Annotated in this window: 15 protein-coding genes; 7 read left to right on the forward strand and 8 right to left on the reverse strand. The window is 73.9% G+C overall.

Annotated elements, in window-relative coordinates:
* Positions 1 to 45: 45 nt before the first annotated feature.
* The 4 genes from ACN27C_RS00200 (at position 46) to ACN27C_RS00215 (ending at position 4,686) form a co-directional block, all read left to right on the forward strand.
* Positions 46 to 627, forward strand: coding sequence for a PadR family transcriptional regulator (locus tag ACN27C_RS00200; protein WP_422750118.1), 582 nt, complete (start codon positions 46 to 48; stop codon positions 625 to 627).
* A 19-nt stretch (positions 628 to 646) separates the two neighbouring features.
* Positions 647 to 1,378, forward strand: a complete 732-nt coding sequence (locus ACN27C_RS00205) for an ABC transporter ATP-binding protein (protein ID WP_121685882.1) — start codon at positions 647 to 649, stop codon at positions 1,376 to 1,378.
* A complete protein-coding gene (locus ACN27C_RS00210) occupies positions 1,375 to 4,056 on the forward strand; it encodes an FtsX-like permease family protein (RefSeq protein WP_422750120.1) in 2,682 nt (893 codons plus the stop codon). Before ACN27C_RS00205 ends, ACN27C_RS00210 begins: the two co-directional genes overlap by 4 nt.
* Before the next feature lie 150 nt (positions 4,057 to 4,206).
* Positions 4,207 to 4,686: a nitroreductase family deazaflavin-dependent oxidoreductase gene (locus ACN27C_RS00215; RefSeq protein WP_121685884.1), complete on the forward strand. Its 480-nt coding sequence runs from the start codon at positions 4,207 to 4,209 to the stop codon at positions 4,684 to 4,686.
* Positions 4,687 to 4,705: 19 nt separating this feature from the next.
* On the opposite strand, the gene ACN27C_RS00220 is transcribed toward ACN27C_RS00215, so the two are convergent.
* Positions 4,706 to 4,951: a type II toxin-antitoxin system RelE family toxin gene (locus ACN27C_RS00220; RefSeq protein WP_121685889.1), complete on the reverse strand. Its 246-nt coding sequence runs from the start codon at positions 4,949 to 4,951 to the stop codon at positions 4,706 to 4,708.
* 32 nt (positions 4,952 to 4,983) lie between these two features.
* Positions 4,984 to 5,253, reverse strand: a complete 270-nt coding sequence (locus tag ACN27C_RS00225; RefSeq protein ID WP_121685890.1) for a type II toxin-antitoxin system prevent-host-death family antitoxin — start codon at positions 5,251 to 5,253, stop codon at positions 4,984 to 4,986.
* Between the two features lie 67 nt (positions 5,254 to 5,320).
* Between ACN27C_RS00225 and ACN27C_RS00230 the strand changes: the two genes are divergently transcribed.
* Positions 5,321 to 6,049, forward strand: a complete 729-nt coding sequence (locus tag ACN27C_RS00230; RefSeq protein ID WP_422751701.1) for a nucleotidyltransferase domain-containing protein — start codon at positions 5,321 to 5,323, stop codon at positions 6,047 to 6,049.
* A 27-nt stretch (positions 6,050 to 6,076) separates the two neighbouring features.
* Here the strand turns inward: ACN27C_RS00230 and ACN27C_RS00235 are convergent, their stop codons facing one another.
* Together ACN27C_RS00235 and map are read right to left on the reverse strand one after the other, a co-directional pair.
* Positions 6,077 to 6,793 carry a VIT1/CCC1 transporter family protein gene (locus ACN27C_RS00235; RefSeq protein ID WP_120571123.1) on the reverse strand — a complete coding sequence of 239 codons (717 nt, stop codon included), beginning with the start codon at positions 6,791 to 6,793 and terminating at the stop codon, positions 6,077 to 6,079.
* Entirely contained in the window at positions 6,790 to 7,647 is an 858-nt protein-coding gene (gene map, locus ACN27C_RS00240) for a type I methionyl aminopeptidase (RefSeq protein WP_030269849.1), read from the reverse strand. Before map ends, ACN27C_RS00235 begins: the two co-directional genes overlap by 4 nt.
* Positions 7,648 to 7,741: 94 nt before the next feature.
* On the opposite strand from map, the gene ACN27C_RS00245 reads away from it, so the two are divergent.
* Positions 7,742 to 8,053, forward strand: a complete 312-nt coding sequence (locus ACN27C_RS00245) for an STAS domain-containing protein (RefSeq protein WP_357897583.1) — start codon at positions 7,742 to 7,744, stop codon at positions 8,051 to 8,053.
* 85 nt (positions 8,054 to 8,138) lie between these two features.
* Positions 8,139 to 8,708 carry a GNAT family N-acetyltransferase gene (locus ACN27C_RS00250; protein WP_120571125.1) on the forward strand — a complete coding sequence of 190 codons (570 nt, stop codon included), beginning with the start codon at positions 8,139 to 8,141 and terminating at the stop codon, positions 8,706 to 8,708.
* A gap of 13 nt (positions 8,709 to 8,721) precedes the next feature.
* Here ACN27C_RS00250 and ACN27C_RS00255 read toward each other — a convergent pair whose 3' ends face one another.
* The 4 genes from ACN27C_RS00255 to ACN27C_RS00270 form a co-directional block, all read right to left on the reverse strand.
* Entirely contained in the window at positions 8,722 to 12,384 is a 3,663-nt protein-coding gene (locus ACN27C_RS00255; RefSeq protein ID WP_422750124.1) for a SpoIIE family protein phosphatase, read from the reverse strand.
* Positions 12,385 to 12,591: 207 nt separating this feature from the next.
* Positions 12,592 to 13,302, reverse strand: a complete 711-nt coding sequence (locus tag ACN27C_RS00260) for a gamma-glutamyl-gamma-aminobutyrate hydrolase family protein (RefSeq protein WP_422750126.1) — start codon at positions 13,300 to 13,302, stop codon at positions 12,592 to 12,594.
* Between the two features lie 55 nt (positions 13,303 to 13,357).
* Positions 13,358 to 14,125 (reverse strand): 3-oxoacyl-ACP reductase, encoded by a 768-nt coding sequence (locus ACN27C_RS00265; protein WP_422750128.1) that lies wholly within the window; start codon positions 14,123 to 14,125, stop codon positions 13,358 to 13,360.
* Positions 14,126 to 14,130: 5 nt separating this feature from the next.
* Positions 14,131 to 15,486: an aldehyde dehydrogenase family protein gene (locus ACN27C_RS00270; protein ID WP_422750130.1), complete on the reverse strand. Its 1,356-nt coding sequence runs from the start codon at positions 15,484 to 15,486 to the stop codon at positions 14,131 to 14,133.
* Between the last annotated feature and the right edge of the window lie 51 nt (positions 15,487 to 15,537).

The following is a 15,537-nucleotide window of genomic DNA, read 5'->3' on the forward strand; positions in this document are numbered from 1 at the left end:
ACCCTCCGGTTGCGTAGCGCATACCAGGTATGCATACTCGCGGTCATGTCCATCCGTCACGGCCTGCTCGCCCTGCTCGAACGCGGCCAGATGTACGGCTACCAGCTCCGTGCCGCGTTCGAGGAGTCCACCGGGTCGACCTGGCCGCTGAACATCGGACAGGTCTACACCACGCTGGCGCGGCTGGAACGTGACGGGCTGGTCCGCCCGCTGCCGGAGAACGAGAGCGGGCAGCGGCCGTACGAGATCACCGACGCCGGACGCGCGGACCTGGCGCTGTGGTTCGCCACGCCGATCAGCCGCGCCGACCGCCCCCGCGACGAGTTGTCCATCAAACTGGCGCTGGCGCTGACCACCCCCGGCGTCGACGTGCGGTCGGTGGTGCAGACCCAGCGCACCGCCACCATGCGCGCGCTCCAGGAGTTCACCCGGTTGAAGTACACGAGCGACAAGCCGGAGGATCTACCCTGGCGGCTGGTGCTGGACGCGATGATCTTTCAGACCGAGGCCGAGGTGCGGTGGCTCGACCACTGCGAGACGAGCCTGGTCCGGCACCGCCCGGCGCCGATCCGGGCGGTCGACCACCCCGAGGCGGTGGACCGGGCCGGCGAGGAAGCCCGCCGGTGACCCGGCACGGGAGGCGCTGATGGACCCGATCGACGGGGTGCTGGAGCTGCGGGACGTACGCCGGACCCACGGCGCCGGCGAGGCCGCCGTGCACGCGCTGCGCGGCGTGAGCCTGACCGTGCGGGCCGGCGAGCTGGTGGCGGTGATGGGCCCCTCCGGGTCCGGCAAGTCCACGCTGCTGGCGCTCGCCGGTGGCCTCGACCGGCCCACCGGCGGCCAGGTGGTGGTCGAGGGTGAGGCGCTGGTCGGGCTGTCCGCCCGCGAGCTGGCCCGGCTGCGCCGCCGCCGGATCGGGTACGTCTTCCAGGACCTGAACCTGCTCGGCAGCCTGACCGCCGTGGAGAACGTGGCGCTCCCGCTGGAACTGGACGGCACCGGCGTACGGGCGGCCCGCCAGTCGGCGCTGGCCGCGCTGCGCGAGGTCGACCTCGAAGACCTGGCCGACCGCTTCCCGGACCAGATGTCGGGCGGCCAGCAGCAGCGGGTGGCGATCGCCCGGGCCCTCGTCGGCGAGCGCCGCCTGGTCCTCGCCGACGAGCCGACCGGCGCGCTGGACTCGCAGACCGGCGAGGCGGTGCTGCACCTGCTGCGCCGCCGGGTGGACGCCGGGGCGGCAGGGGTGCTGGTCACCCACGAGGCCCGGCACGCCGGCTGGGCGGACCGGGTGGTCTTCCTGCGCGACGGGGTGATGGTCGACTCGACCGCCCCGCTGATCGGCGTCGACCACCTGCTCAGCGGCAGCAGCCGGTGACCGGCGGCCGCCTCGCCGCCGTACGCGGTTCGTGGCGGACCGCGCTGCGGATCGCCCGCCGGGAGGCCCGGCGGTCCCGGCGGCGCACGCTGCTGGTGCTGGTGATGATCGCGCTGCCGGTGCTCGGCCTCAGCTTCGCCGCGGTCAGCTACGACATGGGTGATCTGACCCGCGCCGAGCGCATCGAGCGCCAGCTCGGCGGCGCCGACGTCGCCCTGCGCTGGGACAGCCTGACGCCGGTGACGCAGGACGCCTGGGGCGAGTCGGCCTGGCCGGTCCAGGGCGAATGGGTCGGCCGGACCCGTCCGGCGACCGCCGAGGAGGTGCGCGCGCTGCTGCCGGAGGGCAGCCGGGTCGCCCGCACGCGCTGGTGGATGACGTTCTCGACGCGGGTCGGCCGGCACGTCGAGTCGGTCGACGCGCGCGCCCTGGACCTGACCGACCCGCTCACCCGGCCGCTGGCCGAGGTCCTCGACGGCCGCCCGCCGGTACGCCCGGACGAGATCGCGGTCAGCCCGGCGGCGCTGCGCCGGCTCGACACCCGCATCGGCGACCCGGTCCGCACCATCGACGGCGCCACGTACCGGGTGGTCGGGGTGGTGGAGTACCCGGACAACCTCCGGGACGTGGTCACGCTGGCCGGGGTGACCCCGGAGACCGCAGTCGGCAGCGACACCTGGCTGGTGGACCTGCCCGGCCCGCTCGACCCGGGGCTCGCCGACCGGCTGAACGCGCAGGGAATCCAGGTCGTCGTCCGTGATCCGCTGCCCGGGCGGGAGGAGTTCACCCGCGGCATGCGCGTACCGGACGCCGACGAGGCCGGCGTCATCGGCGTGGTCGGCGGGCTGGGCCTGCTGGAGGTGGTGCTGCTGGTCGGCCCGGCCTTCGCGGTGAGCGTCCGCCGCCGGAGGCGGGATCTCGCACTCGTCGCGGTGGCCGGTGGCGACGCCGCCCACCTGCGCCGGATCGTGCTCGCCGACGGGGTGGTGCTCGGCGCCGGCGGGGCCGCCCTCGGCCTGCTGCTCGGCATCGGCGCGGCGTTCGCCGGCCGGCCGATCGTCGAGCAGTACCTGCTCGGGGAGCGCCTCGGGGCGTACCGGGTCTTCCCGAGCGCGCTGGTGGCGATCGCCGCGACGGCGGTGCTGGCCGGGGTGCTGGCGGCGATGGCGCCGGCCTGGACGGCGGCCCGGCAGGACGTGGCGACCGGCCTGGCCGGCCGGCGCGACGCGAGCCGGCCCCGCCGCCGCTGGCTGCTGATCGGGGTGGCGCTCACCGTCGCCGGGACCGCGATCGCCGCGTTCGCCGCCGGCCGCACCTCGCAGACCGGTGTGCTGGCCGGCGTCGCCCTGGGCGAGCTGGGGCTGGTGTTCTGCACCCCGACGCTCGTCGGCGTCCTGGGCCGGGCCGGCCGGCTGCTGCCGCTGACCCCCCGGCTCGCGTTGCGCGACGCCAGCCGCAACCGGTCGTCGGCCGCGCCCGCCATCTCGGCGGTGATGGCGGCGGTCGCCGGAAGCGTCGCGATCGGCGTCTACGTGGCGAGCGACGAGACCCGATCGCGGGAGCTCTGGCAACCCGGCCTCCCGCCGGGGAACGTGCTGGTCACCTACTCCGGTGAGACCCCGGCGGACCCGCCGTCGGCCGAGGTCGTCGCCACCCGGGCCCGCACCGTCCTGCCCGACGCCGCTGTGGCACCCGTCGCGGTCCCCGGCTGCTCCGGCAGCGCCCGGAAGAAGGACGACTGCGCCGCGTACGCGGTCGTTCCACCCGAGCAGCGCTGCCCGTACACCTCCTCCGACCCGGTGATCCCCGACTCGGCCCGGCGCGATCCGCGCTGCGTGAGCCCCTTCCAGGAGCCGGTCGACGTCTACCTGCCGGCGCTCGTGGACGACGGCGGCGCGCTGGCCGCGCTCACCGGAGCGCCCGCCGACGAACTGGCCGCCGCACGCCGGACGCTCGCCGCCGGCGGCGTGGTGGTCACCGACCCCCGGCGGGTGACGGATGGACAGGTCCGGGTGGAGGTCAACTACAACTCCGGCGGCCCGCCCACCGGGCGTCTCCTGCCCGGGTACGCGCTGCGCGGCGGTCTCACGGTCGACCGGCTGGTGCTCTCCCCCGCCGCCGCCGACGCGCTCGGCCTGTCCGCCGTGCCGTTGGGCTACCTGCTGGACACCACCGGCTCGCCCACCGATCGGCAGGTCGAGATGCTGACCGACGAGCTGTTCGACGTCGGGCCCATGTCCGCGCAGGTGGCGACCGCCGACCCGCCGTCGGACCAGCGCCCGATGCTGATTCTGCTCGCAGTCGCTTCCGGCGTGATCACGCTGGGCGCCGCCGCGGTCGCCACCGGCCTCGCCGCGGCCGAGGGCCGCCGGGACCTGTCCACGCTGGCCGCGGTCGGCGCCGATCCCCGGGTACGCCGCCTGCTGTCCCTCTGCCAGGCCGGGGTCATCGCGGTGCTCGGCTCGGCGCTGGGCATCGTCGCCGGGCTCGGCTCCGCCGTGGTCGTCCTGGCCGCGCTCAACCAGCGGTACGCGGAAGCCTGGCCGGTGCAGGCGCCGTACCCGGTGACGGTGCCCGGCGTGACGCTCGCCGCGCTGGTCGTGGTGCCACTGGTGGCGATGGGCGGCGCAGCCCTGTTCACCCGTTCCCGCCTGCCGATCGAACGCCGCCTCGACTGACCCCCACCCGCCATGATCCACACCACTTCGCCGGAGTGGCGGCATCCCGGTGAGGTGGATGCCACCACTTCGGGGAAATGGAGTCGACCTTGGGGCGGACTGACCGTCCGAGGGGGTGACGGGGCGCGGTGTGGGCGGCACACTTGTCGGATGTCAGCCCTGGGAACCCTCACCCGCCGCCTAGGTCACCAGCGTTGGTTCGGCGCCACCATGCGCCTGCTCGTCCCGGCCGACCGGCTGGTCGGGCGGATGACGAAGGGCCGCGTGGTCGCCTTCGGGCTCGTGCCCACGCTGGTGCTCACCTCCACCGGCCGCCGCTCCGGCAAGCCCCGCAGCAACCCCCTGGTGTACGTCCCCGACGGCGACGCCTACGTGGTGATCGGCTCGAACTGGGGGCAGCAGCACCAGCCGTCCTGGACGTTCAACCTGATGGCCCACCCGGGTGCCGAGGTGGACGTCAAGGGACGCCGGATCCCGGTCACCGCGGAGCAGGTCACGGGCGAGGAACGGGAACGGCTGTTCCAGCGGCTGGTGCAGGAGTGGCCCGCGTACCGCACGTACGTCGAGCGCGCCGGTGGCCGCGAGATCCGGGTGTTCCGCCTGGTCCCGAACGGCAACCCGGCCACCTGAGCGCCCTCGCCACGCACGGTCAGAGCGCGTCGTAGACGTCGCTGCGGTGGCCGAGCTGCACCACCAGAACGATCAGTTCCTCGTCGCGGACGGTGTACACCACGCGGTAGGAGCCGACACGAATGCGCAGGAGGCCCGGATGCCCGACGAGCGCCTTGACGCCGGCAGGCCGAGGTTCGGCGGCGAGAGCGGCGATCGCGTCGATGAGGCGAGCCTGCACCGGACGGTCGAGCTTACGGAGGAGCTTGGCGGCTGCGCGTTCGATCTTGACGGTGTATCCGGGTGGTGTCTGCCCGCTCACAGGCCCAGCTCTTTGCGTAGGTCGGTGAGGGAGATGGGCGCCTCGCCCGCATCCAGACGGGCCAGGGCGGCCCGGGCGGCCTCGACGTCGATCGCGTCCTCGGCGCGTTCGATCGCCTCGGCGAGGTCCGCCGGGACAATGGCAGCCAGCCGCTGCCCACGACGAGTGACGTAGGTGATGCGGCCGGCGTAGTGAGCACGTGAGACGACGTCCGCGAGATTCTCGCGAGCGTCGGAGATCGGAAGCTCGGCAGCAGGCTCGGTCATACCTGAAGCGTACAGCTCGTACGAGTCGTACAACTGGAACTGACGACGTTGCGGATTGGCGGTGGCCTTGGCCGGCGAACGAGACGCCGAGCGGCGTCTGGACGATCCACGGTGGCAGGTGGCCGAGCGGGTCGGTGACGCCGTCCTGCGGCGGTTCCCGGCCGACGTGCTGGCGGTCGCCGTACACGGTCCGCTCGCGCACGGCGACGACGACGGCGGCGGGGACCGCGAGGTCGGCCTGCTGGTCGTCACCTACCGGCCGGGCGCCGGGCCGCCGTCCGCCACCCGGCGGCTGGACGGTGTGCTCGTCGACCTCACGGTGGCCGGGGCGGACGACTACCTGCGCCGGGCGACGACGATCACGTCCCGCTGGCCGCTGGCCGCGGACCGGTACGTCACCACGCGCGCCCTGCACGATCCGACCGGCTGGCTGCGGAAGCTGCGCGACGAGCACCTGGCGCGGCTGGCACGGGCCCGGCCGGCGGAGTTCACGAGCGCGGCGCGGCAGGCGTGGTACCGGGGCAGCGCGGCGCACGCCCGGGCGCTGCGGCTGGCCGAGTGGTACGAGACGGACCAGGCGCTGCTCATGCTCGGCGAGGCACGGCTGGCCGCCGCAACCGTGCAGGGGCTGTTCAGCCGCACCTACTTCCGCGACCCGGGGGACGCGGTGCGGCGTACCGGGCTGGCCGGGGCGGACATGACCGAGGTGGGCGCGGCGCTGACCCGCCAGGCCGAGGAGCTGGCCGCCCGGGGCCGCCCGGTCGACGGCACCATCGACGACCTGCTGTCCGGCTGACCGCTGACGGTCGCGGACGGCTCGGCGTCAGCCGATGCCGCCGCCGACGCCGATCAGCGCGCCGATCAGGTAGGTGGCGCCGGCCGCCAGCGCGCCGAGCAGCAACTGCCGCAGGCCGCTGCGCCACCAGGCGCGGTTGGTGAACCGGGCCACGACCGCACCGGCCACGAACAGCCCCACGCCGCCGACGGCGAGCGCCAGCCAGAGGCTGGTGAAGCCGAGCAGGTACGGCAGCAGCGGCACCAGCGCGCCGATCGAGAAACAGATGAACGACGAGATCGCGGCGGCCCACGGGCTGGGCTGGTCGTCGGGGTCGACGCCCAGTTCCTCCCGTACGTGCACGCGCAGCGCCTCCTCGGGGTTGGCGCGTACCGCCTCGGCGACCTGCGTCGCCAGATCCCGGGGCAGTCCACGGGCGACCCACGCGTCGGCCAGTTCCCGGGCCTCGGCCTCCGGGTGGCGTTCCAGCTCCCGCCGCTCCTTGGCCACCTCGGCGGCGACCTGCTCGTTCGCGGACCGGACGCTCGTGTACTCGCCGAGGCCCATCGAGATGGCGCCGGCCACCAGGCCGGCCGTGCCGGTCAGCACCACGCTGCGCGGGGACACCCCGCCGCCGCCCACACCGGCGATCAGCGCGATGTTGGTGACCAGCCCGTCCATCGCGCCGAAGACCGCCGGACGCAGCCACCCGCCGGAGACGTCCGCGTGGTGCGCCTCGCGCAGTGCCGCGGGGGTGTCGGTCACGGCAGCGTCAGGATCTCGTAGCCGTCGTCGGTCACGACGATGGTGTGCTCGAACTGGGCCGTCCACCGGCGGTCCTTGGTGACCACCGTCCAGCCGTCGTCCCACATGTCGTACTGGTAGGTGCCGAGCGTGATCATCGGCTCGACGGTGAACGTCATCCCCGGTTCCATCACGTCGGTGGGGCGCGGGCTGTCGTAGTGCGGCACGTAGAGGCCACTGTGGAACGCCTCACCGATGCCGTGCCCGGTGAAGTCGCGGACCACGCCGTAGCCGAAGCGCTTGGCGTACGACTCGATCACCCGGCCGATGACGTTGATCTGCCGCCCCGGTGCGATGGCCTTGATGCCGCGCATCATCGCCGTGTGGGTCCGCTCGACCAGCAGGCGGGCCTCCTCGCTCACCTCGCCCACGCAGAACGTGGCGTCGGTGTCGCCGTGCACGCCGTTCAGGTACGCGGTGACGTCGACGTTGATGATGTCGCCGTCCTGGAGCACAGTGGTGTCCGGGATGCCGTGGCAGATCACCTCGTTGAGGCTGGTGCAGCACGACTTGGGGAAACCCCGGTAGCCGAGCGTCGACGGGTAGGCGCCGTGGTCGCAGAGGAACTCGTGCACGACCCTGTCGATCTCGTCGGTGGTCACCCCGGGCTTGCAGTGCTCACCGGCGAGCTGGGTGGCCTGGGCGGCGAGACGCCCCGCCACGCGCATCTTCTCGATGGTCTCCGGCGTCTGCACGTGCGAGCCGCGCCACTCCTGCGGGCGCTTCTTACCCACGTACTCCGGGCGCGGGATGTGGGCGGGAACCGCTCGCCACGGGGAGAGCGTGCCGGGGGTCAGCGGCGCACGGACGGTCATGGTCCAAGCCTATCGCCGGAGCCGGTGTGCCCCCCGCCACAGGCCCGCCGGGGAGGTTGTTGCCGTGCCGCAAACGCTGTGCCATTGTTGCTCCGTGGATCAAGGGGGCGCGGCGCCCGTCTTCTCCGTGACCGCCCAGGTCGACGGCGACCAACTGCGCGTCCAGGTGACCGGCGAGGTCGACATGGCGACCGCCGACACCATGTTCCAGACCGCGCTCCGCGAGCCCGCCAAGCGGCTGGCGCTCGACCTGCGGGCGGTCACCTTCTTCGACTCGGCCGCCATCCACGCGGTGGTCCGGCTCGCCCAGCGATTCCCGGACGCGCTCACCGTGCTGCCGTCCCCGCAGGTCCGGCGCGTGCTGGACATCTCCGGCCTCGGCGACCAGGACTGGCTGGCCGACTAGCCGGCGACGCGGCGGGCAGCTCCCCCGCGTGAACGCCGTCGGCACGGGACAGCGAGCGGCCCGGCCCGTCGCTACGGTGCGGAGGATGGACAGCTTCCACCCGTCGATGGCCGGCGTCGTGCACGAGGCACCCGGCTCGACCGTACGACTGCGCCCGGTGGCCGAGGACGACCTCGCGATGTTGCGCCGGTTCGCCGTCGAACCCGGCCTGGTCGGGCTCGACTGGGCCGGCTTCCAGGACGCCGCCGCGCCGGCCCGCCGCTTCGCCGAGGACGGCTATCTCGGCGAGAAGGTCGGCGGCCTGATCGTCCAGGTCGAGCCCCCGGACGTACCGGTGGGCTTCCTCAGTTACCTGCAGCGCGAGAGCGGTGGGCGGGCACCGTACTGGGAGATCGGCATCGTGCTGCTGCCCGAGTGGCGCGGCCGCGGTCTCGGCTGGCGGGCCCAGGCGCTGCTCTGCGACTACCTGTTCAGTCACACCCCGGCGCAGCGCATCCAGGCCGGCACTCATCCGGAGAACGCCGCCGAGCAGCGGTCGCTGGAGAAAGCCGGTTTCCAGTTGGAGGGGATCCTGCGGTCCTGCGAGTTCCGGGCCGGCGCCTGGCGTGACGGGTGGCTCTACAGCCGGCTGCGCGACGACCCGTCACCGCTGTGACCGGTAGGCGCCCCTAGTCGGCCAGGCGGCGGCGCAGCGTCAGCTCGGTGCCGTTCGCGGAACGGGTCACGTTCATCTCCCCCAGCGCCTGGATCAGCGCCAGCCCGCGCCCCCGGAAGGTCGACCCGCTCGACTCCCGCCAGCGTCCGCTGTCCCGGATGGTCGCGGTGACCGTACGGTCGGCGATGGTCACCTCGACCTCGATCGTCGGGTCCACCGGGTCGACCGGGTGCTCGATCGCGTTCGCCGCCGCCTCGGAGACCGCCACGGTCAGGTCGAACAGGTCGGTCTCGCCGACGTGGTGGGCGACGAGGAAGTCCTCCAGCCGCTTGCGCAGCACGCTGAGCCGGGTCGGGTCGGCGGGCAGGCGCAGCGCGAACCGGTTCAGCTCGGCCGCCTCCAGCGCGAGCACCGCCACGTCGTCGTGCCGGGACCGCCCGGCCACCCGGGCCATGACGGCGTCGACGAGGTCCGCCACGTGCCCGGCGCGCGCCGTCGCGTCCGCCCGCAACTGGCCCAGCCCTGCGTCGATGCCCGCGGACCGGTCCTCGATCAGGCCGTCGGTGTAGAGCAGGAGCCGGCTGCCCGGGGCGAGTTCCCCCTCCACGGCCGGGTAGACGGCGCCGGGAATGGCCCCGATCGGCGGTCCGAGGGCCCGATCGTGCAGGAACGCCACGTCGTCTCCTCGGATCAGCAGGGGTGAGGGATGGCCCGCGCTGGCGTACCGGATGCGGCCGGTGCGCGGGGAGAAGCCGAGGCAGACCACTGTGGCGAAGGAGCCGCTGCCGGCGGAGTGGACCAGCCGGTTGAGCCGGGTCAGCGCCTCGCCCGGGTCGTAGCCCTCCAGGACGTACGCCCGCAGCGCGTTGCGGAGCTGGCCCATCGCCGCGGCGGCCCGCACGCCCTTCCCGACCACGTCGCCGATGACCAGCACCAGGTCGTCGTCGGCGGTGGCCATCACGTCGTACCAGTCGCCGCCGACCTCCACGTCGGCGCTGCCGGGCAGGTAGCGGCTGGCCACCACCGCGCCGGGCAACTGCGGCAGCGTACGCGGCAGCAGGCTGTGCTGGAGCGTGGTCGCGATGTGGTGCTCGGCCTCGTAGAGCTGGGCGTTCTCCAGCCGCACGCCGACCAGCCGGGCCAGTTCGGTGAGCGCCGCCTCCTCGGTGCCGCCGCCCTCCCGGCGCCACACCCGCAACTCGCCGAGCTGCTCGCCGGACGTGCCGGTGAGCGGCAGCACCACTGTCGGCTCGGCGGGCAGGTCGCCGCCGGCGTCCTCCTCGTGGCGGGCCCCGGTGGCGGTGACCCGGACGCGTCCGGCCTCGGCCAGGCGCAGCGCGTGCCGGGCGGCCACCCGGACCACCTCGGCGGTGGACCGAGCGGTGTTGATCTCCACGGCGGCGTCGGCGAGTGCCCGCAGGCGGCGGATGATCTGCCCGCGCAACTGGCCCAGTTCGACGTTGGCCCGGACCCGGGCCACCAGCTCCTGGCTGGAGAAGGGCTTGGTCAGGTAGTCGTCGGCGCCGGTGGACAGACCGGCGACCTCCTCGGCGGCGCCGGCCCGCGCGGAGAGCAGCACGATCGGCACGTACCGGGTGGCCGGGTCGGAACGCAACGCGGTGACCAGCCCGAATCCGTCCAGCCGGGGCATCATCACGTCGGTCAGCACCAGGTCGAACGGGGTCTCGACGGCCAGCCGCAGCGCCTCCGCGCCGTCCGGCACGGCCACCACCTCGTACGCCGGGGAGAGCAGCCGGACGACGTGCTCGCGCAGGTCGGGGTTGTCGTCGGCGAACAGGATCCGGCCCGCGCCGCCGGTCGCGCCGTTCGGCTCGGGCAGCCCGGCGGGCCGGGCCACCTCGTCGGTCCAGAGCGCCGTCTCGGCGACGTACAGGCGGGCCTGCGCCGGCTCACCCAGCGGCATCGGGGAGAGGGCGGACACCCGGTCGGCCGGCAGGTGCGCGTACCCGAAGGGCATGGTGACGGTGAAGGTGGTGCCCCGGTCGACGACGCTGTGCGCGGTCACCGTGCCGCCGTGCATCTCGACCAGCTCGCGGACCAGGGCGAGCCCGATGCCGGTGCCCTCGTGGGTACGGGAGCGGGCGCCGGCCACCCGGTGGAACCGCTCGAAGACCTGCGGCAGTTCCTCCGGCGCGATGCCGACGCCGGTGTCGGTGACCTCCAGCACGGCGGCCCCGTCGGCGGCACGCGTCCGGACCCGGATCTCGCCGTCGAAGGTGAACTTCACCGCGTTCGACACCAGGTTGAGGACGATCTTCTCCCACATGTCCCGGTCGACGTAGACCGGCGCGGGCAGCGGCGGGCAGTCCACCACCAGGCGCAGCCCGGCCCGCTCGGTGGCTGAGCGGAACGTGCTGGCCAGGCGGGAGGTGTAGTCGGACAGGTCGGTGGGCTGGTAGCGGGCGGCCAGCCGGCCGGACTCCAGCCGGGAGAAGTCGAGCACCGTGTTGACCAGCTTGAGCAGGCGCAGCCCGTTGCGGTGCATGACGGTCAACCGGTCGAGGTACCGCTCGGGCAGCTCCCGGTCGGCGAGCAGTTCCTCCAGCGGTCCGAGGACCAGCGTCAGCGGGGTACGGAACTCGTGGCTGACGTTGGCGAAGAAGTTGGTCTTGGCGCGGTCCAGCGCGGCCAGCTCGGCGGCGCGGGCGCGTTCCTGCTCGTACGCCCGCTGCTTGCCCACGGCCCGGGACACCTGCGCGGCGACCAGGTCGACGAAGTCGCGGTAGTCGTCGGTGAACGGCAGCCGGCGCGACACCCCCAGCAGCAGCACGCCCGCCGGCTCGTTGGTGGCGGTCAGCGGCAGAAGGAGCGCCTGGTCGGCGGCGTCCGGCGGCACCGCGCCCGGCAGGTCGGCGGTGGCGATCCAGCGCGGCTCGGTGAACGGCTCGCCCTCGGGCAGGCCGGGCGGCGGGCCGGCGACGGTGGCCGGATCCACCCCGGCGCAACCGGCCGGCACCAGTGACCCGCCCTCACCCTGGAACCACAGCGCGCTGAACGGCACGTCGGCGCGGTGGGCGTAGAGCACGCGGGTGACGGCCCGGCCCAGTTCGAGCAGGCCCGGCACGTCGCCCAGCTCGTTGCCCAGCTCGGCGAGGGCGCGCAGTCGGCGCTCGCCGAGCACCCGGCCGGTGGTCTCGTTGACGAAGCAGAACAGACCGCCGATGGTGCCGTCGGCGCTGCGGATCGGGTCGTACGAGACGTCGAAGTAGACGTCCTCCAGGAAACCGTGGCGATCGAGCACGAACGGATGGTTCTCGCCCCGGTACGGCACGCCGGTGCGACGCACTCCGTCCAGCAGCGGGCCGAGCACGTCCCAGGTCTCCGCCCAGTGCCGCCGGGCGGGCTGTCCGATCACGGCCGGGTGCTTGTCGCCGATGGTCGGCCGGTAGGCGTCGTTGTAGAAGGCCAGGTGCTCCTCGCCCCAGAACACGACCATCTGGGCGCGGGACGACAGCATGGTGCTCAGGGCGTGGCAGAGCGCGGTGGGCCAGCGGTCCGGGCTGCCGAGGGCGGTGGTCGACCAGTCGAACCCGCGCAGCCGCTCGCCCATCTCGCCACCGGCGGCGAACGCCGCGGCGAGCAGTGGCGGTAGGGACGCCTCGCCGGCCGCCGGGGACGAACGACCGTCGTCCCCGCCCCCCAGGGCCGAGCCCATGCAGCCTCCCGCTCCGGCCATGATCACGACGGCCGGCGATTCTCCGCCGACCGTCCCCGCGTACTACCCCGACGGACGAGCAACGTAACGCACCCGCACCGTTCGACGCTGGTTACCTCCGACTCATCCTGGCGTAACAGACGGTCCGGGGCGACTCGGGCGGTCCCCGCCGGGTCGGCGGGACCGCCGATTCGGCCTTTCCCCCACCTACGAAACGCGGGTGTGTGATCTGGCCGACATCGCGGCCCGGACCAGCGCGGCCACCGGCCGCGGGTCGGCCTCGTTCTCCGGATGCCACTGCACCCCGAGCACGAAGCGCCGCGCCGGGTCCTCCACCGCCTCGATCACCCCGTCGTCGGCCCAGCCGGTGACCGTCAGGCCGCCGGGGTCGGCCACCGCCTGATGGTGGTACGAGTTGACCCGGTCCACCCCGGGCATGACCCGCCCGGTCAGGCTGTCCGGGGCGAAGCGCACCGGGTGCGACCCGTACACGCCCGGCGCGGGGCGGTGCCCGTCGTGCCCGACCACGTCCGGCAGGTGCTGGTGCAGCACGCCGCCGTACGCCACCGCGAGCAACTGCATCCCCCGGCACACGCCCAGCACCGGCAGGTCGGCGGCGAGCGCGGCGGTCAGCAGCGTCACCTCCCCGGCGTCGCGGTCCGGCCGGCTCTCGGTACGCGGGTCCGGCGGCTCGCCGTACCGCTCCGGGCCGACGTCCGCGCCGCCGGCCAGCAGCAGCCCGTCCAGCAGCCCCAGCACGTCGGCGTCGGCGTCGTCGGGGGGAAGCACCACGGCCCGGCCGCCCGCCGCGGTGACCGACCGGACGTACGCGTGCGGCACGAGCGTCGCCGGCACGTCCCGCCACACCGCCCAGCCGGCCGGCTCGACGTACGCGGTGATGCCGATGACCGGCCTCATAGTGCCGGCCCGGTTCGCGACTGCGGGGCTCGCAAGATCGGCTCACTCCTCGCGCTCACAGTGGGGTGACGTACGCGCCGGTGATGCCGCCGTCGACGACGAACTGCGCGGCGGTCATGAACGAGGCGTCGTCGCTGGCGAGGAACGCCACAGCGGCGGCGATCTCGGTCGGATCGCCGAACCGGCCCATCGGCACGTGCACCAGCCGCCGGGCCGCCCGCTCCGGGTCCTTGGCGAACAGCTCCAGCAGCAGCGGCGTGGCCACCGGCCCGGGGCACAGCGCGTTGACCCGGATGCCCTCCCGGGCGAACTGCACGCCCAGCTCCCGGGTCATCGCCAGCACCCCGCCCTTGCTCGCCGTGTACGCGATCTGCGACGTCGCCGCGCCCATCAGCGCCACGAACGAGGCGGTGTTGATGATCGAGCCCTTGCCCTGCCGGCGCATGTGCGGGATGACGTACTTGCAGCACAGGTAGACGCTCGTGGTGTTCACCCGCAGCACCCGTTCCCAGGCGTCCAGGCCGGTCTCCAGGATGGAGTCGTCGTCCGGCGGCGAGATGCCGGCGTTGTGGAACGACACGTCCACCCGGCCGTGCCGCTGCACCACCCCGTCGAACAGGTCGCGTACGGCCGCCTCGTCGGCCACGTCGGCGGCGACGAACTCTCCGTCCACCTCCTGTGCGGCCCGGGTGCCGGCGTCGGCGTCGATGTCCACGCACACCACCCGGGCGCCCTCGGCGGCGAAGCGGCGTACGGTGGCCAGCCCGATGCCGCTGCCCGCGCCGGTCACCACTGCCACCCGGTCGGTAAGCCGTCCCTGCACTGTGATCACTCCTCGGTGCCGATGAACACGTTCTTGACGTCGGTGAAGGCGTGCAGCGCGTCCGGGCCCAGCTCCCGGCCCAGGCCGGAGCGTTTCATCCCGCCGAACGGGGTCCAGTAGCGCACCGAGGAGTGCGAGTTGACGCTGAGGTTGCCGGACTCGACAGCGCGGGCCACCCGCACCGCGCGCCCGACGTCCCGGGTCCAGATCGAGCCGGAGAGCCCGTACTCGGTGTCGTTGGCGAGCCGGATCGCGTCCGCCTCGTCGTCGAACGGGAGCACCGAGACGACCGGGCCGAAGACCTCCTCCCGCCAGTGCCGATCGGCCGGGGAGCCGGCGAGCAGCACAGTGGGGGCGTACCAGAAGCCGGGGCCGTCGGGGCAGGAGCCGGTGAATGCGACGTCCGCGCCGTCGACGTACCCGACGACCCGGTCCCGATGCGCGGCGGAGATCAGCGGCCCCATCTCGGCCGTGTCCCGGGCCGGGTCCTCCACCCGGAACGCCCGCACGGCCGGTTCGAGCAGTTCCAGGAACCTGTCGTACACCTGGCGCTGGACCAGGATCCGGGAGCGGGCGCAGCAGTCCTGGCCGGCGTTGTCGAAGACCGCGTACGGCGCCGTGGCCGCCGCCTTCTCCAGGTCCGCGTCGGCGAAGACGATGTTCGCCGACTTGCCGCCCAGTTCCAGCGTCACCCGCTTCACCTGGGCCGCGCAGCCGGCCATGATCCGGGTGCCGACCTCGGTCGAGCCGGTGAAGCAGATCTTGCGGACGGCCGGGTGGGTGACGAACCGTTCGCCGACCACGCTGCCCCGGCCGGGCAGCACTGTGAACACGCCGTCGGGCAGGCCGGCGTCGCGGGCCAGTTCGGCCAGGCGCAGCGCGGTCAGCGGGGTCAGCTCGGCGGGCTTGAGCACCACCGTGTTGCCGGCGGCGAGCGCCGGGGCGAATCCCCAGCCGGCGATCGGCATCGGGAAGTTCCACGGCACGATCACGCCGACCACGCCCAGCGGTTCGTGGAACGTGACGTCGAGCCCGCCGGGCACCGGGATCTGGTGCCCGGTCAGCCGTTCCGGCGCGCCCGCGTAGTAGTCGAGCACGTCGCGGACGTTGCCCGCCTCCCAGCGCGCGTTGCCGACGGTGTGCCCGGCGTTGCGCACCTCCAGCTGGGCCAGCTCCTCCAGGTGCGCGTCGACCTGGGCGGCGAACCGCCGCAGCAGCCGCCCCCGATCCCCCGGCGCCACGTTCCGCCACGTCTCGAACGCCGCGGAAGCCCGCGAGACAGCCGCATCCACGTCCTCGACGGAGCACCCCGGAACAACCCCGATCCCCGCCCCGTCGACAGGCGAGATCACCTCACCCACGCGCGCTCCCCTCCCCTCGCCCCCGCGATCTTGCACTTGCCGCCCCAGCGA

The sequence above is a fragment of the Micromonospora sp. WMMD1219 genome (genome assembly GCF_049315215.1).
In the GTDB taxonomy this organism is placed as follows: domain Bacteria; phylum Actinomycetota; class Actinomycetes; order Mycobacteriales; family Micromonosporaceae; genus Micromonospora; species Micromonospora tulbaghiae.

Excerpts from the sequence above, each read along its gene's own strand:
- ACN27C_RS00200 (WP_422750118.1), top strand. The coding sequence starts at position 46 with ATGTCCATCCGTCACGGCCTGCTCGCCCTGCTCGAACGCGGCCAGATG.
- ACN27C_RS00205 (WP_121685882.1), top strand. The coding sequence starts at position 647 with ATGGACCCGATCGACGGGGTGCTGGAGCTGCGGGACGTACGCCGGACC.
- ACN27C_RS00215 (WP_121685884.1), top strand. The coding sequence starts at position 4,207 with ATGTCAGCCCTGGGAACCCTCACCCGCCGCCTAGGTCACCAGCGTTGG.
- ACN27C_RS00225 (WP_121685890.1), bottom strand. The coding sequence starts at position 5,253 with ATGACCGAGCCTGCTGCCGAGCTTCCGATCTCCGACGCTCGCGAGAAT.
- map (WP_030269849.1), bottom strand. The coding sequence starts at position 7,647 with ATGACCGTCCGTGCGCCGCTGACCCCCGGCACGCTCTCCCCGTGGCGA.
- ACN27C_RS00250 (WP_120571125.1), top strand. The coding sequence starts at position 8,139 with ATGGACAGCTTCCACCCGTCGATGGCCGGCGTCGTGCACGAGGCACCC.
- ACN27C_RS00255 (WP_422750124.1), bottom strand. The coding sequence starts at position 12,384 with ATGGGCTCGGCCCTGGGGGGCGGGGACGACGGTCGTTCGTCCCCGGCG.
- ACN27C_RS00260 (WP_422750126.1), bottom strand. The coding sequence starts at position 13,302 with ATGAGGCCGGTCATCGGCATCACCGCGTACGTCGAGCCGGCCGGCTGG.